This window comes from Enterobacter sp. Ag1 (assembly GCA_000277545.1).
Classification (GTDB): domain Bacteria; phylum Pseudomonadota; class Gammaproteobacteria; order Enterobacterales; family Enterobacteriaceae; genus Cedecea.
Genome location: AKXM01000060.1, coordinates 88,522 through 108,925 on the forward strand (window position 1 = coordinate 88,522; position 20,404 = coordinate 108,925).

Sequence of the window (20,404 nt, forward strand, 5' to 3'; positions counted from 1 at the left end):
CTTAAATTAGCGATTACGACTGGTTTTGCTGGTACCCTCTCCGGCCAGTGAAGCCAGTCGTTCTATTGTTGCTCTTAATTTCTCCGGGCTACGTTTAGCCACCTCTCTCAACGCTTCTGCACTCTGCTTACTCAGTTGACGATTCACTTCGTATTTCTCAGTCTCTGTCTGAGTGGTGTTTTCTTGAACAAATTCCTGCCCTTTTGCCGCCAGCGAAGGATTAATCCTGATGTCGATTGATGTCAATGATGGTAAGATTTGGGCGCGTAATGCACTCAGCAGCGTGGCTTGTTCATAGCGTAAGCGCATCAGCCAGCTGGCATTTGCGGTTTCAAGGACGAGAATGCCCTGACGGAAGTTGGCCACCCGGCACCAGGGATGCAGTGGAGCAGGCAAAATGCTTTTCACTGCCCGGTTAAGACGCAGCAGAGCGACGGCACGTTGCTGTACGTTCTGTAGCATGCTTTCCTGACCGGCTTCGTCAAACAGATTTTCTAAAGATTGCGGGCGACTGTCGCGCATACATTAAGCTCCGGCGGAAAAAGTGATTGGTATTCTAAATCGTTGGCGACAATTTGGCAGACGTTATTTCTGGCCGCATCTCCTGTTGGGGATGGTCGCGGCGAGTTTTGGCATGCCTGCGCTCAACGGTAACACAGAAACCGGTGTGCCCGCTGAAGCTTCCGCCAGCCGTCACGATTCGGCACGGCAGCTGCGTTTCGATAGCCTTGTTCAACTGCAAGAAAGCACTCGCCGTCCTTCCTTCAGTGTGGACTACTGGCACCAGCATGCAATCCGCACCGTTATCCGTCATCTTTCCTTTGCTATGGCACCTCAGGCTTTGCCTGTGGCACAGGAAAGCGTGCCGCTTCAGGCACAGCACCTTGCCCTGCTGGACACGCTTAGCGCGCTGTTAACGCAGGAAAGTAAACCTCCCGTTATTGTTCGCCAGACTGCGTTTAGGTCATCTCCTGTAGGAGACGTTTTCAGTACCGTGGCGTGGATCCGTCAGGTGCAGGGCATCCGCGCAGGCCCGCTTTGCCTCAGCTAATTCATCTTCCAAACTAACAACAATTTATTGACCGTACTGACGGCAGGCGTTTGAGAATTTATTATGCTAATCAAATTATTAACTAAAGTTTTCGGTAGTCGTAACGATCGTACACTGCGCCGTATGCGCAAAGTGGTTTCCGTGATCAACAGCATGGAACCGCAGATGGAAAAGCTCACGGATGATGAGCTGAAGGCTAAAACCGGTGAGTTCCGCGCGCGTCTGGAAAAAGGTGAAGTGCTGGAAACGCTAATCCCGGAAGCTTTCGCCGTTGTTCGTGAAGCAAGTAAACGCGTCTTCGGTATGCGTCACTTCGACGTACAGCTGTTGGGCGGCATGGTCCTGAACGATCGCTGCATCGCGGAAATGCGTACCGGTGAAGGTAAAACCCTGACGGCAACGCTGCCAGCTTATCTAAACGCACTGAGTGGCAAAGGTGTACACGTTGTTACCGTGAACGACTACCTGGCCCAGCGTGACGCCGAAAACAACCGTCCTCTGTTTGAATATCTGGGGCTGAGCGTAGGTATCAACCTGCCAGGCATGCCAGCGCCGGCTAAGCGTGAAGCTTACGCAGCAGACATCACCTACGGTACCAACAACGAATACGGTTTCGACTACCTCCGCGACAATATGGCTTTCAGCCCTGAAGAGCGCGTGCAGCGCAAGCTTCACTATGCGCTGGTGGATGAAGTTGACTCCATCCTGATCGACGAAGCGCGTACGCCGCTGATCATCTCCGGCCCTGCGGAAGACAGCTCTGAGCTGTACAAACGCGTGAACAAAATCATTCCGCACCTGATGCGTCAGGAAAAAGAAGACTCTGACACCTTCCAGGGTGAAGGCCACTTCTCCGTGGATGAAAAATCTCGCCAGGTTAACCTGACCGAACGTGGTCTGGTGCTGATTGAAGAGCTGCTTGTGCAAGAAGGCATGATGGAAGAGGGCGAGTCGCTGTACTCACCAGCCAACATCATGCTGATGCATCATGTGACCGCGGCACTTCGCGCCCATGCGCTGTTCACCCGCGACGTTGACTACATCGTTAAAGATGGCGAAGTCATCATCGTTGATGAACACACGGGCCGTACTATGCAGGGGCGCCGTTGGTCAGATGGTCTTCACCAGGCCGTTGAAGCAAAAGAAGGCGTCGAAATTCAGAATGAAAACCAGACGCTGGCGTCCATCACCTTCCAGAACTACTTCCGTCTTTACGAGAAGCTGGCAGGGATGACCGGTACTGCAGACACCGAAGCGTTTGAATTTAGCTCTATTTATAAGCTCGACACCATCGTTGTGCCGACCAACCGCCCAATGATCCGTAAAGATATGCCGGATCTGGTCTACATGACCGAACTGGATAAAATTGGCGCGATTATCGAAGACATTAAAGAGCGTACCGCGAACGGCCAGCCTGTGCTGGTGGGGACCATCTCCATTGAGAAATCTGAAGTGGTTTCCAATGAGTTGACCAAGGCCGGTATCAAACACAATGTTCTGAACGCCAAGTTCCACGCCAACGAAGCGGCTATCGTTGCTCAGGCGGGTTACCCAGCCGCGGTAACCATCGCGACTAACATGGCGGGTCGTGGTACGGATATCGTGTTGGGCGGGAGCTGGCAGGAAGAGATTGCTGAGCTGGATGAGCCAACGCCAGAGCAAATTGCTCAGATCAAAGCGGACTGGAAAGTTCGCCACGATGCGGTACTGGCTTCAGGTGGTCTGCATATCATCGGCACCGAGCGTCATGAATCCCGCCGTATCGATAACCAGCTGCGTGGCCGTTCTGGTCGTCAGGGTGATGCCGGTTCTTCCCGCTTCTACCTGTCGATGGAAGATGCCCTGATGCGTATCTTCGCCTCGGATCGCGTATCCAATATGATGCGTAAACTGGGTATGAAGCCGGGCGAAGCCATTGAACACCCTTGGGTAACCAAGGCGATTGCCAACGCACAGCGTAAAGTCGAAAGCCGTAACTTTGATATTCGTAAGCAGCTGCTGGAATACGATGACGTCGCAAACGATCAGCGCCGCGCTATTTATACCCAGCGTAATGAGCTGCTCGACGTTACCGACGTGAGCGAAACCATCGCCAGCATTCGTGAAGACGTCTTCAAAGTCACCATCGATGCGCATATTCCGCCTCAGTCTCTGGAAGAAATGTGGGATGTAGAAGGTCTGGAAGAGCGTCTGAAAAACGACTTTGATCTCGAGATGCCAATCAAAGAGTGGCTGGATAAAGAACCTGAGCTGCACGAAGAAACGCTGCGTGAGCGTATTCTGCAGACGGCGATTGAGCTTTATCAACGTAAAGAAGAAGTCGTCGGTGCAGAAATGATGCGCCACTTCGAAAAAGGCGTGATGCTGCAAACGCTGGATTCCCTGTGGAAAGAGCATCTGGCCGCAATGGATTACCTGCGTCAGGGGATCCACCTGCGCGGTTATGCGCAGAAAGATCCGAAGCAGGAATACAAGCGTGAATCCTTCTCTATGTTTGCCGCGATGCTGGAGTCACTGAAATATGAAGTGATCAGCACCCTGAGCAAAGTCCAGGTCCGCCTGCCGGAAGAAGTTGAAGCGATGGAACAACAGCGTCGTGAAGAAGCCGAGCGTCTGGCACGTATGCAGCAGCTTAGTCATGTGGATGATGAAACTCAGGCCGCACAGGCGCTGGCAGCAGAAACTGGCGATCGTAAAGTGGGTCGGAACGATCCTTGCCCTTGCGGTTCCGGTAAGAAATACAAACAGTGCCATGGCCGTCTGAGCTAAGGTCTGACAAAATCGAAAAGGCGCAGCTTGCTGCGCCTTTTTTACGCACGGAGTTTGAGAGTATGAAGCAACTGCAAATCGCTGTCGGCATTATCCGTAATCAACAGGGTGAAATTTTTATCACGCAGCGCGCAGCCGATGCGCACATGGCGAATAAATGGGAATTTCCCGGCGGGAAGATTGAGGCAGGTGAATCTCCGGAACAGGCCGTTATCCGGGAATTACAGGAAGAAACCGGTATTGTGGTGCAAAGTGCCAGCCTGTTTGAAACCCTGGAGTACCAGTTCCCGGATCGTCATATTTCCCTGTGGTTCTATCTGATAGAAAGTTGGGAAGGTGAACCCTGGGGCAAAGAAGGGCAACCCGGGCGTTGGGTTGCTCAAGGGGAACTCATCGCCGACGAGTTTCCGCCAGCCAATGAGCCCGTCATTTTAAAGCTGCTAAACGATTAGCGTTCCTGTTCTTCGCTCCAGCCTTCGCTTTCAGAGAGGTCGCCGCTGCTGGGAATACGTTTTTCCTCAGCGGCCCACTCGCCCAGGTCGATAAGCTGGCAGCGCTTACTGCAAAATGGTCGGTATGGGCTGCTTTCGTTCCAGATAACCGCTTTGCCGCAGCCAGGACAATTAACGATGGTTTCTTCGTTCATGTTGTTTCCTTAGCAGCAGGCCAGCTCAAAGTCGAGGCGTTCAGGCACCAGGCCATTCTCTGAATCCAGCGGCATAAAACGAATCGCAAAGCGGCTTTTGTGGCCGGAAATCTGTGGATAAAGCTGATCGCCGAGAGTGAGATGAAGACGAAGCAGGTCGGCATCGTCGCCATTGTCCTGGTAGAATCCATTGAGGCTGGTTTGTTTCCGGAATGGCGCAGAATTGCGGATGATGTCCAGCAGAAGATCGAGCGACTGTTTCACTGGTTCGAGACTGTTTAGCCAAAAATGAACCTGAGCATCGCGTTGTTCCTGCGGCAGATAAAGCCAAATGTGCAGGGTAGGCAGGTCGAAGCTACAGCAGCCGCCTGGGATGCTAAGCCGCTGGCGTACCAGCGCAATAAGGCGATCTTCTCGCAGAATTTGCCCGATGCGCGGCGCGGCCATCAACACGCTGCCGCAGCTCTCCAACTGGCTTCGCAGCGAGTCGATGCGCTGCATATCAACCCCCGGGACTTCTGACCAGCTCAGCAGTTTACGCTGCTGACGGCTTATCTCTTTGAGAATATCGGTGCGAATTTCGCCCCTTTCAAACACATCCAGTAAGTCACCGACGTTACGAAAAAAATGCAGCGCCTTTGCGCTGTCATTGATAGGAAGTGCTGACTGCATCTGTTGGATCAAAAACTCAATACGCAGCCATGTGCGCATTTTCTCATTCAATGGGTGTTCGAAAAGAACCTGAGTGTTCATCATTCTGCTTCCTGTTGTGCGGCCAGACCAGCCAGTTTCAGGTACTGGCGATGCAGGCGGTCAACATGCACGACAACGTCCTGGGGACTGCCGTCATTATTAATTACATCATCTGCCACGGCGAGGCGAGCTTCCCGGGACGCCTGAGCGTCCAGAATCTGCTGGGCGTGTTCGCGGGAAACATTGTCCCGCAGCATAGTACGCGCAATCTGGGTCTCGGGGGAAACATCCACCACTAAAATCCGGTCCGCCTTTTGTTGCAGATTGTTTTCTACCAGCAGAGGGACTACCCACAACACGTAAGGTGAGGTAGCACGAGCAATCTCATCACGAGTTTGCTGCTGGATAATAGGATGTAGCAGGTTATTAACCCATTGCTTTTGCTGCGGGGAGCTGAAGATCGTTTCTCTCAACGCTCGACGGTTTAAAGAACCATCTTCCAGAAGGATCTTTGGGCCAAAATGTTGAGAAATGAGAGCTAACGCACGTTGGCCTGGCTCAACAACCTGACGGGCAATTACATCTGCATCTATGACGGTGACTCCAGCGCGGGAAAAGGCTTCGGCGATGGTACTTTTACCACTGCCAATGCCGCCCGTAAGTGCAACCGTGTAAACCATAAATAACCGATCCTGATGCTATATTTATCAATAAGATAAAAAGTCTTTGGTGGCGTGATTTTAGGTGATTTTGTATCACGTAAAAATCGGGTATTCGCCGTCTGCGGGCTTTTTACCGTTTACCAGGTAAATTTAAACGATTGTAGCGTAAAAAAGTCGGTTTTCGCAGTCTTGCGGAGTCATTATTACTGCGTATGATAGCGTCACTGGAGTTGGCAGTTGTTTGCTCGTTTTACTTTAAGCCACAGGTACGTTTTCCGTGCTTGCTCACCCCAGTGTCTGATTTCTGTATATCTGGGTTCCGGGCTTGCCGTTGTTCTCTGTCTTGAGTAATGAAGAGCCTGCCGCCGATCGCGTTCATCGCCATTCGACCCAGGGATCTGCATCATGCGTATTGAAGAAGATTTGAAGTTAGGTTTTAAAGACGTTTTAATTCGCCCAAAACGCTCCACCCTCAAAAGCCGTTCAGACGTTGAGCTGGAACGTCAATTCACATTCAAGCATTCCGGTATCACCTGGTCTGGCGTCCCTATTATTGCTGCGAATATGGACACCGTAGGCACTTTCGCGATGGCGCAGGCGCTGGCCTCATTCGATATTCTTACCGCCGTGCACAAACACTACTCTGTAGAAGAGTGGAGCAACTTTATTCGTTCCGTGCCTGAAAACCTGTTGCGCCATATCATGGTCTCAACCGGCACTTCTGATGCAGATTTTGCCAAAACTAAGCAGATTCTGGCTCTGACTCCTGCACTGAAATTTATCTGCATCGACGTGGCGAACGGCTACTCTGAGCACTTCACCCAGTTCGTCAGCAAAGCCCGCGAAGCATGGCCTGATAAAGTTATCTGTGCGGGTAATGTGGTTACCGGTGAAATGTGTGAAGAGCTGATCCTGTCAGGGGCCGATATCGTGAAAGTTGGCATTGGCCCAGGCTCTGTATGCACCACGCGCGTTAAAACCGGCGTGGGCTACCCTCAGCTTTCCGCCGTCATTGAATGTGCTGATGCAGCTCACGGCTTAGGCGGCCAGATCGTCAGCGACGGTGGCTGTACTGTGCCGGGCGATGTAGCTAAAGCCTTTGGTGGTGGAGCTGACTTCGTTATGCTGGGCGGTATGCTGGCAGGGCATGAAGAAAGCGGTGGTACCGTTGTTGAGCAGGATGGCGAGAAGTTTATGTTGTTCTACGGCATGAGCTCCGAGTCTGCCATGACCCGCCACGTAGGCGGTGTTGCGCAGTACCGCGCTGCAGAAGGCAAAACCGTTAAGCTGCCTCTGCGCGGGCCGGTGGAAAATACCGCTCGCGATATCCTTGGCGGCCTGCGTTCTGCCTGTACCTATGTAGGTGCCTCTCGCCTTAAAGAGCTGACTAAACGCACAACTTTCATCCGCGTAGCGGAACAGGAAAACCGCGTTTTCAATAGCCTCTGATGAGCATCGATGACGCAGCTCAGGCTGCGTCATCCTCCTCCCATGGCATCCCCCATCTGGAAAATAGGTAGATACATGGCTATCACCAGCGTGCCAATGATCAAGCCAATGACCAGCATCATGACTGGCTCCAGCGTGGCGGCAAGATTTTCAGCCAGCTCCTGCGTTTTCTCATAATGCCAGCGCGCCAGGCGCTAAAGCATCAGATCCAGAGAACCGGATTCTTCACCAATTCGAACCAACTGTTGGCAAAGTGGTGTGAAATACCCCGACTGCTCCAACGCCTGCCAGAGGGGCTTTCCCTCGGAAACCCGATCGCGTACTTCAATAATTTGCCGTTGCCAGAACGTTTGGGCCAGCGTTTTTTCAACCGCTTCAAGACCCTGTAACAAGGGGACGCCAGAGTGCTGAGACAGCGTTAGTACGGTAAATATCTGGCTGAGTAGCTGGCCTCGCCTCAAGGGAGCAATGACAGGTACTTTTAACAGCAGTAATTGTTCTTTTTCTCGAATGACGGGTTGGGTGCGGCGAAGCCACCAACCTATAACGGCTAAGAGCATAGCGGTTAAAATCCACCATCCTCCTTGAGACGTTGCCCACTCTGAAAGACTCATAACGGCCTGGGTGATCGCGGGCAGAGGCGCGTTAAAAGAACGATAGATATTGGCAAACTCAGGCAGAACAAACCCAACCATGCCTGCGGTTACCAGCAGTGCAACAATCAAAATAAAGAGCGGATAACGCAGGGCTTTCACGACCTTTTTGCTGAGTTGGTAGTGTTGTTCTTGTTGTTCTGCCAGCCGCTGGCAGCACTCTGCAAGCCTTCCCGTCAGCTCTCCGGTATGCAGTAATGCAATAAACAGGGGCGGGAAGATATGGGGCCATTGCTTAAGCGCTTCGGAAAACGGTATGCCCTGCGCTACCTGTCGTTCTATGTGCTGTAATAATGCCGACCATGCAGGTTTGGGATGCTGTCGGGCTATGAGCAACAGCGCGTCAGTTAAGGCGATACCGGCATGGATCAGCGCTGCAAGTTGCCGGACAAAGTCAATTTTGTGCTGAATATGCCAACAGGATCTCCCTGACAGCGATGATTTTTTAACGGACAGGAGCTGAAGCTGCTGCTGAGCAAGCTCCTCCTCAAGAGAAGCGCGCTTGCCGGCAAGCGATTCACCATTTTTTAATTGGCCTTCGTGGTCTATGGCTTCCCATCGCCAAAGCAGAGGTTTAGGCATGTGGCACACCTAGCACGCGGTAAACCTCTTCCAGCGTCGTATAGCCTTGTGCTACGGCAACGCAGCCATTTTCGAAAAGCGTACTCATCCCTTGCTCTCTGGCGAGACTTTCAATGTTACTTGCGGATTCGCCTTGCGTGATGGCTTGTCTTAGAGCGGCGGATAGCGGCAGGATTTCAAATAACGCTGTTCGCCCATAATATCCTCCGTAGCAACGTTCACATCCTGTCGGATGCCAATTGGGCAGCGCGGAAGGCCAAATGTGTCCAGGTAATGTTATGGCTGGTTCGTGGTGTGTTTTGCAGTGAGGGCAAAGCTTTCTCACCAGCCTTTGAGCCACGATGATATTCAAGGCAGATGCGATCATCCAGCGAGGAATGGCCATTTGCTCCAGGCGGACAAGCGTTTCAACGGTGGAGTTGGTGTGCAATGTCGATAAAACCAGGTGCCCGGTCTGGGCAGCTTTGATGGCAATTTCTGCTGTTTCACCATCCCTGATTTCACCGACCATAATGACGTCTGGATCCTGCCTCAGTAATGCGCGTAGGACGTGCTGAAAGGTGAGACCAGCCTTAGGGTTTATCTGCGTCTGGTTCAGCCCTTCCTGAGGAATTTCTATGGGATCTTCTACGCTGCAGACGTTGATACCCGGTTGGTTAAGCGCCGCCAGGGCGCTATACAGCGTAATGGTTTTTCCGCTCCCTGTAGGACCGGTTACCAGAATCATCCCCTGCGGGGCCTGGAGTGATTGCTGAAGTTGTTTTTTTTCATCCTCTGACATCCCCAGAGAATGAATGTCCATATGCTGTTTGCCCTGCTGAAGAAGCCGTAAAACGACCTTCTCGCCGTATCGACAAGGCAGCGTCGAGACGCGAAATGACGCTTTCACCTCCTCGGCGAGGTAGTCCATTTGTCCGTCCTGAGGCAGCCGCTTTTCCGCGATATCCAGGTTAGCCAGAATTTTGAGCCTTGCAGTGACGGACGCTGCCATTGCCTGAGGCAGTAGGGGTTGACATTGCAGCACGCCATCAATGCGAAGCCGAATTCGATAGGCATTTTCGAAGGGCTCAAAATGGATATCGGATGCACGCTGCTGTACGGCGGCAGCAAGTGTTGTATTCAAAAGTGCGACCGCTGAACTGCTTCGGTCGTGCTCCGAAGGCTGAGAAGGCTCCAGCGTTTGCCATTTCTCGAGCCGTTCAATGGGCCAGATCTCTACATCAATGTGTTTATCACAAAGAAAGCGGAGCGCCTCGTACATTTGCTCGTTTGGGGCTTCAACCGCAGCAATTCGTACCGCGCCAGGCGTTTCCTCTATCAGTATGGCGTTGTAGTGCTGGCATAGGGCGTTAAGCTGTTCTTTTGTGCTCATTTGCCAGCCCCCGCTTGCGCTTCGTTAAAACGGAATACGTCTTCACAGGCTTGTTTCAGCGGCGAGCCGTTTTCCGCAGTGCAGACCCTTGTCCAGCCGGTTACCCCGTTAGCATCGTTCCACTGAGGGGTGAACGCAACCGCCAGCCCGTTCAAGGACTCCTGGCCGTTGAGCGTCACAATCCCGCTGGTAACGCTCATTGAATTGATGTAGCGCGTTGTTTTGGTTTCAGCGATGCCGTTACTGCCGGCATTGCAATCGGAGATCCCTCCACGCTCGATGGCACAAAGTTCGACGGCGGTACGATAGGGCAGGAAGGTTTGCAGCATATCGGTCAAGGCTGCTTTACGAAGGTAGTTTTGATATCCAGGAATGCCGATGGCGCTCAGAATGGCGATGATGCCTATCACCACCATAAGCTCAATTAGCGTAAATCCTTTTTGCTTGTTCATCTGTCGCTCCTTTTGGTTAGAGAGCAACACTGTGCTGAAAAGGCTAAGCAATGGCGAACAGGGAAACGGACATTCGGGAAATGCTTTCCGTGTTAGTTAACGCAGTTGTATGTATCGACAATAAAAATGGAAGTCAGTACGCAAAAAAGCGGGCGCAGTAATGGCTGGCCCGCCGTGGTGTTGCATTAGCGGAAGCGCATAGACAAGTCGAGGGCGCGTATGTGCTTAGTCAGAGCACCTACGGAGATGTAGTCCACGCCGGTATCAGCGAATGTTCTCAGCGTCTCTTTGGTCACGTTGCCAGAGACCTCCAGGCGCGCTTTCCCTTGGGTGAGTGCCACGGCTTCACGCATTTGCTCAACGGTAAAGTTGTCCAGCATGATGATGTCAGCCCCAGCTTTGAGCGCTTGTTCCAATTCATCCAGTGACTCAACTTCCACTTCTACCGGCACGTCAGGGTGCATCCAGAATGCTTTCTCCACTGCCTGACGAATAGAGCCGGAAGCAATAATGTGATTTTCTTTGATCAGGAAAGCATCGGAAAGGCCGAGGCGATGGTTGCTGCCCCCGCCGCACAGCACGGCATATTTCAGCGCGGTGCGCAGGCCCGGAAGTGTTTTACGGGTATCCAGCAACTGCGTTTTAGTGCCCTCAAGCAGCGCCACGTAACTGTGAACTTCGCTGGCTACGCCTGAGAGCGTTTGCACGAAGTTCAGCGCCGTTCTTTCTCCGGTCAAGAGAATACGGGCCGGGCCATTAAGCTCAAAAAGTGGCTGATTGATGGTGACTTCAGCGCCATCTTCGACATGCCAGGTCACCGTCACGTCGCCGCCAAGCTGAATAAAGACTTCTTCTACCCAGCGTTTACCGCAAAAAATGCCCTTTTCGCGGGTGATAACAACCGCATGCGACGTGTTTTCTGGGGGTAATAATTGTGCCGTGATGTCGTTGTTTGGGTCGACTTCGCCGCCCAGATCTTCTCGCAGCGCCTGGGCTACGGCGAGAGGGATATCGAGGGTAATTCGTTCGAGCAGCTCGTCACGTCGGCGGTCAGGATTATAACGGCGGGGCGGCATGATTAAACTCCAGAATGAATAAGTTAATATTGTTTCATGCTACTCTGAAGCGACTTCAAGTACCACTCTAAGGAGAACCTCTCATGCAGCTTAAAGACGGCTGGCTGGTGGGGGTAAAACATCTGCCATCCCCGCATTGTGACGGCCGACCGGAAGAGGAAAACCCCTCATTGCTGGTGGTGCACAATATTAGTTTGCCGCCGGGGGAGTTCGGTGGCCCCTGGATTGATGCGTTATTTGCCGGAACGCTCGATCCTGCAGCGCACCCTTACTTTGCCGGTATTTCGCATTTGCGCGTGTCAGCCCATTGTCTGATTCGCCGGGACGGCGAAATTGTTCAGTACGTCCCTTTCGATAAACGAGCCTGGCATGCGGGCGTCTCGAGCTATCAGGGAAGAGAAAAGTGCAACGACTTTTCTATCGGTATTGAGCTGGAAGGTACCGATACGCTGGCCTATACCGACGCTCAATATGAACAGCTCAGCGTTTTAGCTAACTTACTGATTCAACACTATCCTGATATGGCGAAAAACATCACGGGCCACAGCGATATAGCACCTGGTCGGAAGACCGATCCAGGCCCTTCGTTTGACTGGCCGCGCTTTTGGGGTGCGGTTGAAGAGGCAACTGACAAGGAGAGCACATGACCCTGTTTACCCTGCTGTTAGTCCTGATGGGCGAGCGATTGTTCAAAATGGGCGAACACTGGCAGTTAGATCATCGTCTTGAAGTCCTGTTTGGACGGGTTAAGCATTTTTCTCTGTTAAGAACGCTGTTAATGACCGCTGCATTTATGGCCGTGGTTTTCCTGATTCTCCGTGCTTTGCATGGGTTACTATTCAACGTCCCACTGCTGGTGTTCTGGATTGCGCTGGGTGTGCTTTGCATCGGGGCCGGGCAGGTCAGGCTGCATTATCATTCGTATCTTAAAGCCGCCAGCCATGATGATGAACATGCCCGTGATGCAATGGCTGCAGAGCTTACATTGATTCATGGTGTTCCGCCTGAGTGCAGCGAGCGTGAATACCTGCGCGAGCTACAAAACGCGCTGCTGTGGATTAACTTCCGTTTCTATCTCGCGCCGCTGTTTTGGTTTGTGGTGGGCGGAACATGGGGGCCGGTTACGCTCGCAGGGTATGCTTTCCTGCGCGCATGGCAGACATGGCTTGCCCGGCATCATACGGCACACGAGCGCTTGCTCGCGGGAATTGACGGCATTCTTCATATTCTTGACTGGGTGCCCGTGCGTTTGGTGGGTGTCGCTTATGCCCTGTTGGGCCACGGTGAGCGAGCGCTTCCGGCCTGGTTTGCATCCCTTGCCGACAGGCATACCTCTCAATACCAAGTTCTCACACAACTGGCACAGTACTCGCTGGCGAGAGAACCCCATCAGGATAAGATGAAAACGCCTAAAGCTGCGGTATCACTGGCGAAGAAGATTTCATTGGTGATTGTGGCGGTTGTGGCGTTACTGACGATTTACGGCACTTTGGTTTAGGGCCGGAAGGCTGTAATAAAACGCCCCGCATTGCGGGGCGTTTTCTTTATCAGGCTTTCACTGCCTTCAGGTTCTTCTGCTTCAGGAAATAACCGACGCCCAGAATCGCAATCCACACTGGGATCAGGTAAACCGAGATGGCCATACCCGGGGTTATCAGCATGATGACCAGTACGCCAACCATAAACAGCAGGCAGACCCAGTTTCCTAACGGATAGAACAGGGCAGGGAAGCGGGTTTTCACCCCTTGTTGCTGCTTAGCACGGCGGAACTTCATGTGAGCCAGGCTGATCATCGCCCAGTTGATCACCAGAGCTGAGACAACCAGCGCCATCAGCAGGCCGAAAGCGGATTCCGGTGCCAGATAGTTAATCAGCACGCAAAGGGCGGTAAAGCCTGCGGAAACCAGAATCGTGTTCACCGGTACACCGCGCTTATCGACGCTTTTCAGCATCTTCGGCGCGTTGCCCTGCTGCGCCAGGCCGAACAGCATACGGCTGTTGCAGTAAACGCAGCTGTTGTAAACCGACAGGGCGGCGGTGAGCACCACGATATTCAGAGCGTTAGCCACGAAAGTGTCGCCCAGCTCGTGGAAGATCAGCACGAACGGGCTGGTGTCTGCGGTCACGCGTGTCCACGGCAGCAGGGACAGCAGAATTGCCAGCGAACCCACATAGAAAATCAGAATACGGTAGATAACCTGGTTGGTCGCTTTTGGAATGCTCACTTCCGGGTTGTCTGCTTCAGCGGCGGTAATACCGACCAGCTCAAGCCCGCCGAAGGAGAACATAATGATAGCCATCATCATGACCAGCCCGGTGATGCCGTGCGGCAGGAAGCCACCCTGATCCCAGAGGTTGCTGACGGACGCCTGTGGACCACCGTTGCCGCTAAAGAGTAACCAGCCGCCGAACAGAATCATGGCGATAACCGCCACCACTTTAATAATGGCGAACCAGAACTCCATTTCGCCAAAGACTTTAACGTTAGTTAAGTTGATGGCGTTGATAGCAACGAAGAATACCGCCGCCGTAGCCCAGGTTGGGATCTCCGGCCACCAGAACTGGATGTATTTGCCGACGGCCGTCAGTTCAGCCATGGCGACCAGAACGTAGAGTACCCAGTAGTTCCAGCCTGAAGCGAAGCCCGCGAAACCACCCCAGTATTTGTAAGCAAAATGGCTGAAGGACCCGGCTACCGGCTCCTCAACGACCATTTCACCCAGCTGGCGCATAATTAAAAATGCGATAAACCCGGCGATAGCATAGCCGAGAATAATTGCCGGACCTGCGGACTGGATGACGGATGCGCTGCCCAGAAACAGGCCCGTCCCGATAGCTCCACCCAGCGCGATAAGCTGAATGTGGCGGTTTTTAAGACCGCGCTTCAGCGTGTCGCCGTGCTGTTGACCTTCCATCATGTAACCTCGTAGTGGTTAATGTCTGCGCTACATTGACGCGGATGTAATTGTTGTATTCCGTAATGTGTAGTCTTTTTTTTACGGTTATCAATTATGAATTTTGCGGATAGGGCTACCGCATCGCAAAGAATAATGTTAAGCGCAGGCCTTTGCACCTGCTTTCTGCCACTGCTCTGACGAGTTGGGCAAAAAGAAACCATTTGTAAAAAAGAGGGAAGGACAAGGTGAGTCGGGAATACTTCTTGAGCGGCCGTTTTGCGTCACAAAAATGACATACATTCACCGCGTCTTTCGGTTGTTTTTGAAAAATATATCGTTTCATAAACGTTAACTTACCGCTTTGTGGGTAAACGCGAGTTAGTGCCCAAGTTATGGTTTTGAAAATCCCTTCTTTTGTTATTGTTAAAATGTGCCTGCTTTCATGATTTCAATCAAAACCAATATGGACAGAAGGTGAATACTTTGTTACTTTTAGCCTCACGAACGTGAAATTGGTCTTACCAATTGACTCCGGGCTAATGGCAGAGATAGGGAACGATGGCCTACAGCAAAATCCGCCAACCAAAATTATCCGATGTGATAGAGCAGCAGCTGGAGTTTCTCATCCTTGAGGGCACTCTACGCCCGGGCGAAAAACTTCCACCTGAACGCGAACTGGCGAAACAATTTGATGTTTCCCGTCCTTCGCTGCGCGAGGCCATCCAGCGTCTCGAAGCCAAGGGTTTGCTGCTTCGTCGCCAGGGCGGCGGTACTTTTGTCCAGAACAGCCTTTGGCAGAGCCTGAGCGACCCGCTGGTCGAACTGCTCTCAGACCATCCCGAATCCCAGTTTGATCTGCTTGAAACCCGCCATGCGCTTGAAGGTATTGCTGCTTATTACGCGGCGCTGCGCGGAACCGAAGAAGATCTCTCGCGCATTGGTGATTGCCATATTGCCATCCAGCAGGCTCAGGAGTCCGGTGATTTAGACGCCGAAGCCGATGCCGTCATGCAGTATCAAATTGCCGTAACCGAAGCCGCGCATAATGTTGTGCTTCTTCATTTATTGCGCTGCATGGAGCCTATGCTCGAACAGAACGTTCGCCAGAATTTTGAATTGCTCTACGCGCGCCGCGAGATGTTGGCGCAAGTGAGCAGCCATCGCGCCAGCATTTTTGCGGCGATTATGGCTCGCCAGCCGGAGCAGGCGCGAGAAGCGTCGCACCGTCACCTGGCGTTTATTGAGGAAATATTGCTGGATCGCAGCCGTGAGCAGAGCCGTCGTGAGCGCTCTCTCCGTCTCCTTCAGCAACGTAGGGATTAAGCGCCAAACTTTTAGCGCGCGGCAACTAAACACAGAACCTGTCTTATTGCGTTCTTTTCTTCAGTTACCCGAATTCATTCGGGCAAGAGCGCAATGGGACAGGTTCCAGATAAATCAACGTATTAGACAGATAAGGAATACCCCCATGTCAGAACGTTTCCCAAATGACGTGGATCCGATTGAAACTCGCGACTGGCTACAGGCGATCGAATCGGTTATCCGTGAAGAAGGTGTTGAGCGTGCACAGTATCTGATCGATCAGCTGCTGTCCGAAGCCAGCAAAGGCGGTGTGAAAGTCGCTGCTTCTGCAGGTGCTCGCAACTATGTGAACACCATTGCCGTTGAAGACGAACCGGAATACCCGGGCAATCTGGATCTGGAACGCCGTATCCGTTCTGCTATCCGCTGGAACGCCATCATGACCGTTCTGCGCGCATCCAAGAAAGATCTGGAACTGGGTGGCCACATGGCATCCTTCCAGTCTTCTGCGACCGTTTACGAAGTGTGCTTCAACCACTTCTTCCGTGCAGCCAACGAGAAAGACGGCGGCGATCTGGTGTACTTCCAGGGCCACATCTCTCCGGGCATCTATGCACGTGCTTTCCTTGAAGGCCGCCTGACCGAAGAGCAGATGAACAATTTCCGTCAGGAAGTTCACGGTAAAGGTCTGTCTTCTTATCCGCACCCTAAACTGATGCCAGAATTCTGGCAGTTCCCGACCGTTTCCATGGGGCTGGGCCCAATCGGTGCGATCTACCAGGCTAAATTCCTGAAATATCTGGAACACCGTGGCCTGAAAGACACCTCTGAGCAAACCGTTTACGCCTTCCTGGGCGACGGTGAAATGGATGAGCCAGAATCTAAAGGCGCGATCACCATCGCGACCCGTGAGAAGCTGGACAACCTGTGCTTCATCATCAACTGTAACCTGCAGCGTCTGGATGGTCCGGTCACCGGTAACGGCAAGATCATCAACGAACTGGAAGGCATCTTCAGCGGTGCTGGCTGGAACGTTATCAAAGTGATGTGGGGCGGTCGTTGGGATGAGCTGCTGCGTAAAGATACCAGCGGTAAACTGATCCAACTGATGAACGAAACCGTTGACGGTGACTACCAGACCTTCAAATCCAAAGACGGTGCCTACGTTCGTGAGCACTTCTTCGGCAAATACCCTGAAACCGCAGCGCTGGTTGCAGACTGGACTGATGAGCAGATCTGGGCCCTGAACCGCGGTGGTCACGATCCGAAGAAAGTCTACGCTGCACTGAAAAAAGCGCAGGAAACCAAAGGTAAAGCGACCGTTATCCTGGCCCACACCATCAAAGGTTACGGCATGGGCGATACCGCAGAAGGTAAAAACATCGCTCACCAGGTGAAGAAAATGAACATGGACGGCGTGCGTTACATCCGCGACCGTTTCAACGTGCCAGTGACCGATGAGCAGGTAGAAAACCTGTCTTACATCACCTTCCCAGAAGGCACTGAAGAGCACAAGTACCTGCACGAACGTCGTCAGGCGCTGAAAGGCTACCTGCCTGCTCGTCAGCCTAACTTCTCCGAAAAACTGGAACTGCCTGCGCTGGAAGACTTCTCTCAGCTGCTGGAAGAGCAGAACAAAGAGATCTCCACCACCATCGCCTTCGTTCGTGCCCTGAACGTGATGCTGAAGAACCCGTCTATCAAAGACCGTCTGGTTCCAATCATCGCCGATGAAGCGCGTACCTTTGGTATGGAAGGTCTGTTCCGTCAGATCGGTATCTACAGCCCGAACGGCCAGCAGTACACCCCGCAGGACCGCGAGCAGGTTGCATACTACAAAGAAGACGAGAAAGGCCAGATTCTGCAGGAAGGGATCAACGAACTGGGTGCTGGCGCATCCTGGCTGGCGGCTGCGACGTCTTACAGCACCAACAACCTGCCGATGATTCCGTTCTACATCTACTACTCGATGTTCGGTTTCCAGCGTATCGGTGACCTGTGCTGGCAGGCTGGCGACCAACAGGCTCGCGGCTTCCTGGTCGGCGGGACTTCCGGTCGTACTACGCTGAACGGTGAAGGTCTGCAGCACGAAGATGGCCACAGCCACATTCAGTCTCTGACTATTCCTAACTGTATCTCTTACGATCCGTCTTACGCGTACGAAGTGGCTGTCATCATGCACGACGGTCTGACCCGTATGTACGGTGAAGCACAAGAGAACATTTATTACTACATCACCACCCTGAACGAAAACTACCACATGCCGGCTATGCCAGCAGGCGCCGAGGAAGGTATCCGTAAAGGTATCTACAAACTCGAAACCGTTGCAGGTAGCAAAGGTAAAGTTCAGCTGCTGGGCTCCGGTTCTATCCTGCGTCACGTGCGTGAAGCAGCACAGATCCTGGCGAACGACTACGGCGTGGGCTCTGACGTGTACAGCGTAACCTCCTTCACCGAACTGGCTCGTGATGGCCAGGATTGTGAGCGCTGGAACATGCTGCACCCAATGGAAACTCCGCGCGTACCTTACATCGCTCAGGTGATGAACGACGCTCCGGCGGTTGCTTCTACTGACTATATGAAACTGTTCGCTGAGCAGGTTCGTACTTACGTACCAGCTGATGATTATCGCGTACTGGGCACCGACGGCTTCGGTCGTTCTGACAGCCGCGAAAACCTGCGTCACCACTTCGAAGTTGATGCTTCTTACGTGGTCGTAGCAGCCCTGGGCGAACTGGCTAAACGTGGCGAAATCGATAAGAAAGTGGTTGCTGACGCAATTACTAAATTCAACATCGATGCAGAAAAAGTTAACCCGCGTCTGGCGTAAGAGGTAAAGAGACAATGGCTATCGAAATCAAAGTACCAGACATCGGCGCTGATGAAGTTGAAATCACCGAGATTCTGGTCAAAGTTGGCGACAAAGTTGAAGCTGAACAGTCGCTGATCACTGTAGAAGGCGATAAAGCCTCTATGGAAGTTCCGTCTCCACAGGCTGGCGTCGTGAAAGAGATCAAAGTCTCTGTCGGCGACAAAACCGAGACCGGCAAACTGATCATGATTTTCGATTCCGCCGAAGGTGCAGCAGACGCTGCACCTGCTAAGGCAGAAGAGAAGAAAGAAGCCGCTCCGGCCGCAGCACCTGCTGCCGCGAGCGCAAAAGACGTTAACGTGCCAGACATCGGCGGTGACGAAGTAGAAGTTACCGAGATCATGGTGAAAGTGGGCGACACCGTTGCTGCTGAACAGTCTCTGATCACCGTAGAAGGCGACAAAGCTTCTATGGAAGTCCCTGCGCCGTTCGCGGGCGTGGTGAAAGAGATCAAAATCAGCACCGGTGACAAAGTGTCTACCGGCTCTCTGATCATGGTCTTCGAAGTGGCGGGTGCCGCACCTGCTGCCGCTCCAGAACAGGCTGCTGCTCCGGCTGCTGCCGCAGCACCTGCGGCTTCCGGCTCTAAAGAAGTTAACGTCCCGGACATCGGCGGTGATGAAGTTGAAGTCACTGAAGTGATGGTGAAAGTGGGCGACAAAGTTGCCGCTGAGCAGTCACTGATCACCGTAGAAGGCGACAAAGCTTCCATGGAAGTGCCTGCACCATTCGCCGGTACCGTGAAAGAAATCAAAATCAGCACCGGCGACAAAGTGTCCACCGGCTCCCTGATCATGGTCTTCGAAGTAGAAGGCGCTGCACCTGCTGCGGCTCCAACTGCTGCTGCACCAGCTCCAGCCGCTGCGGCACCAGCCCCGGCAGCCAAAGCCGCTGCACCTGCTGCTAAAGCAGAAGGTAAATCTGAATTCGCTGAAAACGACGCGTACGTTCATGCGACTCCGCTGATCCGCCGTCTGGCTCGCGAGTTCGGTGTTAACCTGGCGAAAGTGAAAGGCACCGGCCGTAAAGGTCGTATCCTGCGTGAAGACGTTCAGGCTTACGTGAAAGACGCTGTTAAACGCGCTGAAGCAGCTCCGGCTGCGACCGGCGGTGGTCTGCCAGGCATGCTGCCATGGCCGAAAGTTGACTTCAGCAAGTTCGGCGAAATCGAAGAAGTGGAAATGGGCCGCATCCAGAAAATCTCTGGTGCTAACCTGAGCCGTAACTGGGTGATGATCCCGCACGTTACCCACTTCGACAAAACCGATATCACCGATCTGGAAGCGTTCCGTAAGCAGCAGAACGACGAAGCCGCTAAGCGTAAGCTGGACGTGAAGTTCACTCCTGTAGTGTTCATCATGAAAGCCGTTGCGGCCGCGCTGGAGCAGATGCCTCGCTTCAACAGCTCCCTGTCCGAAGATGGCCAGAAGCTGACGCTGAAAAAATACATCAACATCGGTGTGGCGGTTGATACCCCGAATGGTCTGGTTGTTCCAGTCTTCAAAGACGTGAACAAGAAGAGCATCACTGAGCTGTCTCGCGAACTGATGGCTATCTCCAAGAAAGCTCGCGACGGCAAGCTTACCGCTGGCGAAATGCAGGGCGGCTGCTTCACCATCTCCAGCCTGGGCGGTATCGGGACTACTCACTTCGCGCCGATCGTTAACGCGCCAGAAGTGGCTATCCTGGGTGTCTCCAAGTCTGCGATGGAGCCAGTCTGGAACGGTAAAGAGTTCACGCCGCGTCTGATGATGCCGATGTCTCTTTCCTTCGACCACCGCGTAATCGACGGCGCTGATGGAGCTCGCTTCATCACCATCATCAACAACATGTTGTCTGATATTCGCCGCCTGGTGATGTAATTGAAAAGCCGGCCAATCGGCCGGCTTTTTTCTGGTAATCTCATGGTGTTTGTGAGGTTATTGGCG

Annotated in this window: 17 protein-coding genes and 1 pseudogene; 9 read left to right on the top strand and 9 right to left on the bottom strand. The window is 52.9% G+C overall.

The window, feature by feature from the left end; genetic code table 11:
• Window positions 1-6 precede the first annotated feature (6 nt).
• Complete coding sequence (locus tag A936_RS22200; RefSeq protein WP_008461805.1) at window positions 7-522, bottom strand: DUF721 domain-containing protein; 516 nt, start codon at window positions 520-522, stop codon at window positions 7-9.
• Window positions 523-544: 22 nt separating this feature from the next.
• On the opposite strand from A936_RS22200, the gene secM reads away from it, so the two are divergent.
• From secM to mutT, 3 genes are all read left to right on the top strand, one after another.
• Window positions 545-1,051, top strand: a complete 507-nt coding sequence (secM, locus tag A936_RS22205; protein WP_034810176.1) for a secA translation cis-regulator SecM — start codon at window positions 545-547, stop codon at window positions 1,049-1,051.
• A 63-nt stretch (window positions 1,052-1,114) separates the two neighbouring features.
• Complete coding sequence (gene secA / locus A936_RS22210; protein WP_008461809.1) at window positions 1,115-3,820, top strand: preprotein translocase subunit SecA; 2,706 nt, start codon at window positions 1,115-1,117, stop codon at window positions 3,818-3,820.
• A 62-nt stretch (window positions 3,821-3,882) separates the two neighbouring features.
• The gene (gene mutT, locus A936_RS22215; protein WP_008461811.1) at window positions 3,883-4,272 is read left to right on the top strand and encodes an 8-oxo-dGTP diphosphatase MutT; all 390 of its coding nucleotides are present in this window, start codon (window positions 3,883-3,885) and stop codon (window positions 4,270-4,272) included.
• On the opposite strand, the gene yacG is transcribed toward mutT, so the two are convergent.
• From yacG to coaE, 3 genes are read right to left on the bottom strand one after another with little or no spacing between them, the layout of a single operon-like run.
• Complete coding sequence (yacG, locus tag A936_RS22220) at window positions 4,269-4,466, bottom strand: DNA gyrase inhibitor YacG (protein ID WP_008461812.1); 198 nt, start codon at window positions 4,464-4,466, stop codon at window positions 4,269-4,271. The genes mutT and yacG overlap by 4 nt on opposite strands.
• Window positions 4,467-4,475: 9 nt before the next feature.
• Complete coding sequence (zapD, locus tag A936_RS22225; RefSeq protein WP_008461814.1) at window positions 4,476-5,219, bottom strand: cell division protein ZapD; 744 nt, start codon at window positions 5,217-5,219, stop codon at window positions 4,476-4,478.
• Complete coding sequence (gene coaE, locus A936_RS22230; RefSeq protein ID WP_008461815.1) at window positions 5,219-5,839, bottom strand: dephospho-CoA kinase; 621 nt, start codon at window positions 5,837-5,839, stop codon at window positions 5,219-5,221. Before coaE ends, zapD begins: the two co-directional genes overlap by 1 nt.
• Before the next feature lie 387 nt (window positions 5,840-6,226).
• Between coaE and A936_RS22235 the strand changes: the two genes are divergently transcribed.
• A complete protein-coding gene (locus tag A936_RS22235; RefSeq protein WP_008461816.1) occupies window positions 6,227-7,270 on the top strand; it encodes a GMP reductase in 1,044 nt (347 codons plus the stop codon).
• A 29-nt stretch (window positions 7,271-7,299) separates the two neighbouring features.
• Here the strand turns inward: A936_RS22235 and hofC are convergent.
• From hofC to nadC, 4 genes and pseudogenes are all read right to left on the bottom strand, one after another.
• Window positions 7,300-8,505 (bottom strand): annotated as a pseudogene (gene hofC / locus A936_RS22240) (protein transport protein HofC).
• Window positions 8,498-9,877 carry a type II secretion system protein GspE gene (gene gspE, locus A936_RS22245; protein ID WP_008461817.1) on the bottom strand — a complete coding sequence of 460 codons (1,380 nt, stop codon included), beginning with the start codon at window positions 9,875-9,877 and terminating at the stop codon, window positions 8,498-8,500. Before gspE ends, hofC begins: the two are co-directional and overlap by 8 nt.
• Window positions 9,874-10,329, bottom strand: a complete 456-nt coding sequence (gene ppdD, locus A936_RS22250) for a prepilin peptidase-dependent pilin (protein WP_008461818.1) — start codon at window positions 10,327-10,329, stop codon at window positions 9,874-9,876. Before ppdD ends, gspE begins: the two co-directional genes overlap by 4 nt.
• A gap of 185 nt (window positions 10,330-10,514) precedes the next feature.
• On the bottom strand, window positions 10,515-11,405 hold the full coding sequence (gene nadC, locus A936_RS22255; protein ID WP_008461819.1) for a carboxylating nicotinate-nucleotide diphosphorylase: 891 nt from the start codon (window positions 11,403-11,405) through the stop codon (window positions 10,515-10,517).
• A gap of 83 nt (window positions 11,406-11,488) precedes the next feature.
• Between nadC and ampD the strand changes: the two genes are divergently transcribed.
• Both ampD and ampE read left to right on the top strand, forming a co-directional pair.
• The gene (gene ampD / locus A936_RS22260) at window positions 11,489-12,052 is read left to right on the top strand and encodes a 1,6-anhydro-N-acetylmuramyl-L-alanine amidase AmpD (RefSeq protein WP_008461820.1); all 564 of its coding nucleotides are present in this window, start codon (window positions 11,489-11,491) and stop codon (window positions 12,050-12,052) included.
• Window positions 12,049-12,903 (top strand): beta-lactamase regulator AmpE, encoded by an 855-nt coding sequence (gene ampE / locus A936_RS22265; RefSeq protein ID WP_008461821.1) that lies wholly within the window; start codon window positions 12,049-12,051, stop codon window positions 12,901-12,903. Before ampD ends, ampE begins: the two co-directional genes overlap by 4 nt.
• A 49-nt stretch (window positions 12,904-12,952) precedes the next feature.
• Here ampE and aroP read toward each other — a convergent pair whose 3' ends face one another.
• A complete protein-coding gene (aroP, locus tag A936_RS22270) occupies window positions 12,953-14,323 on the bottom strand; it encodes an aromatic amino acid transporter AroP (RefSeq protein ID WP_166876758.1) in 1,371 nt (456 codons plus the stop codon).
• Window positions 14,324-14,860: 537 nt separating this feature from the next.
• On the opposite strand from aroP, the gene pdhR reads away from it, so the two are divergent.
• From pdhR to aceF, 3 genes are all read left to right on the top strand, one after another.
• Window positions 14,861-15,625, top strand: coding sequence for a pyruvate dehydrogenase complex transcriptional repressor PdhR (gene pdhR, locus A936_RS22275; RefSeq protein ID WP_008461824.1), 765 nt, complete (start codon window positions 14,861-14,863; stop codon window positions 15,623-15,625).
• A 145-nt stretch (window positions 15,626-15,770) separates the two neighbouring features.
• Window positions 15,771-18,434, top strand: a complete 2,664-nt coding sequence (gene aceE, locus A936_RS22280; RefSeq protein ID WP_008461826.1) for a pyruvate dehydrogenase (acetyl-transferring), homodimeric type — start codon at window positions 15,771-15,773, stop codon at window positions 18,432-18,434.
• A 14-nt stretch (window positions 18,435-18,448) separates the two neighbouring features.
• On the top strand, window positions 18,449-20,338 hold the full coding sequence (aceF, locus tag A936_RS22285; protein ID WP_008461827.1) for a pyruvate dehydrogenase complex dihydrolipoyllysine-residue acetyltransferase: 1,890 nt from the start codon (window positions 18,449-18,451) through the stop codon (window positions 20,336-20,338).
• Window positions 20,339-20,404: the final 66 nt, after the last annotated feature.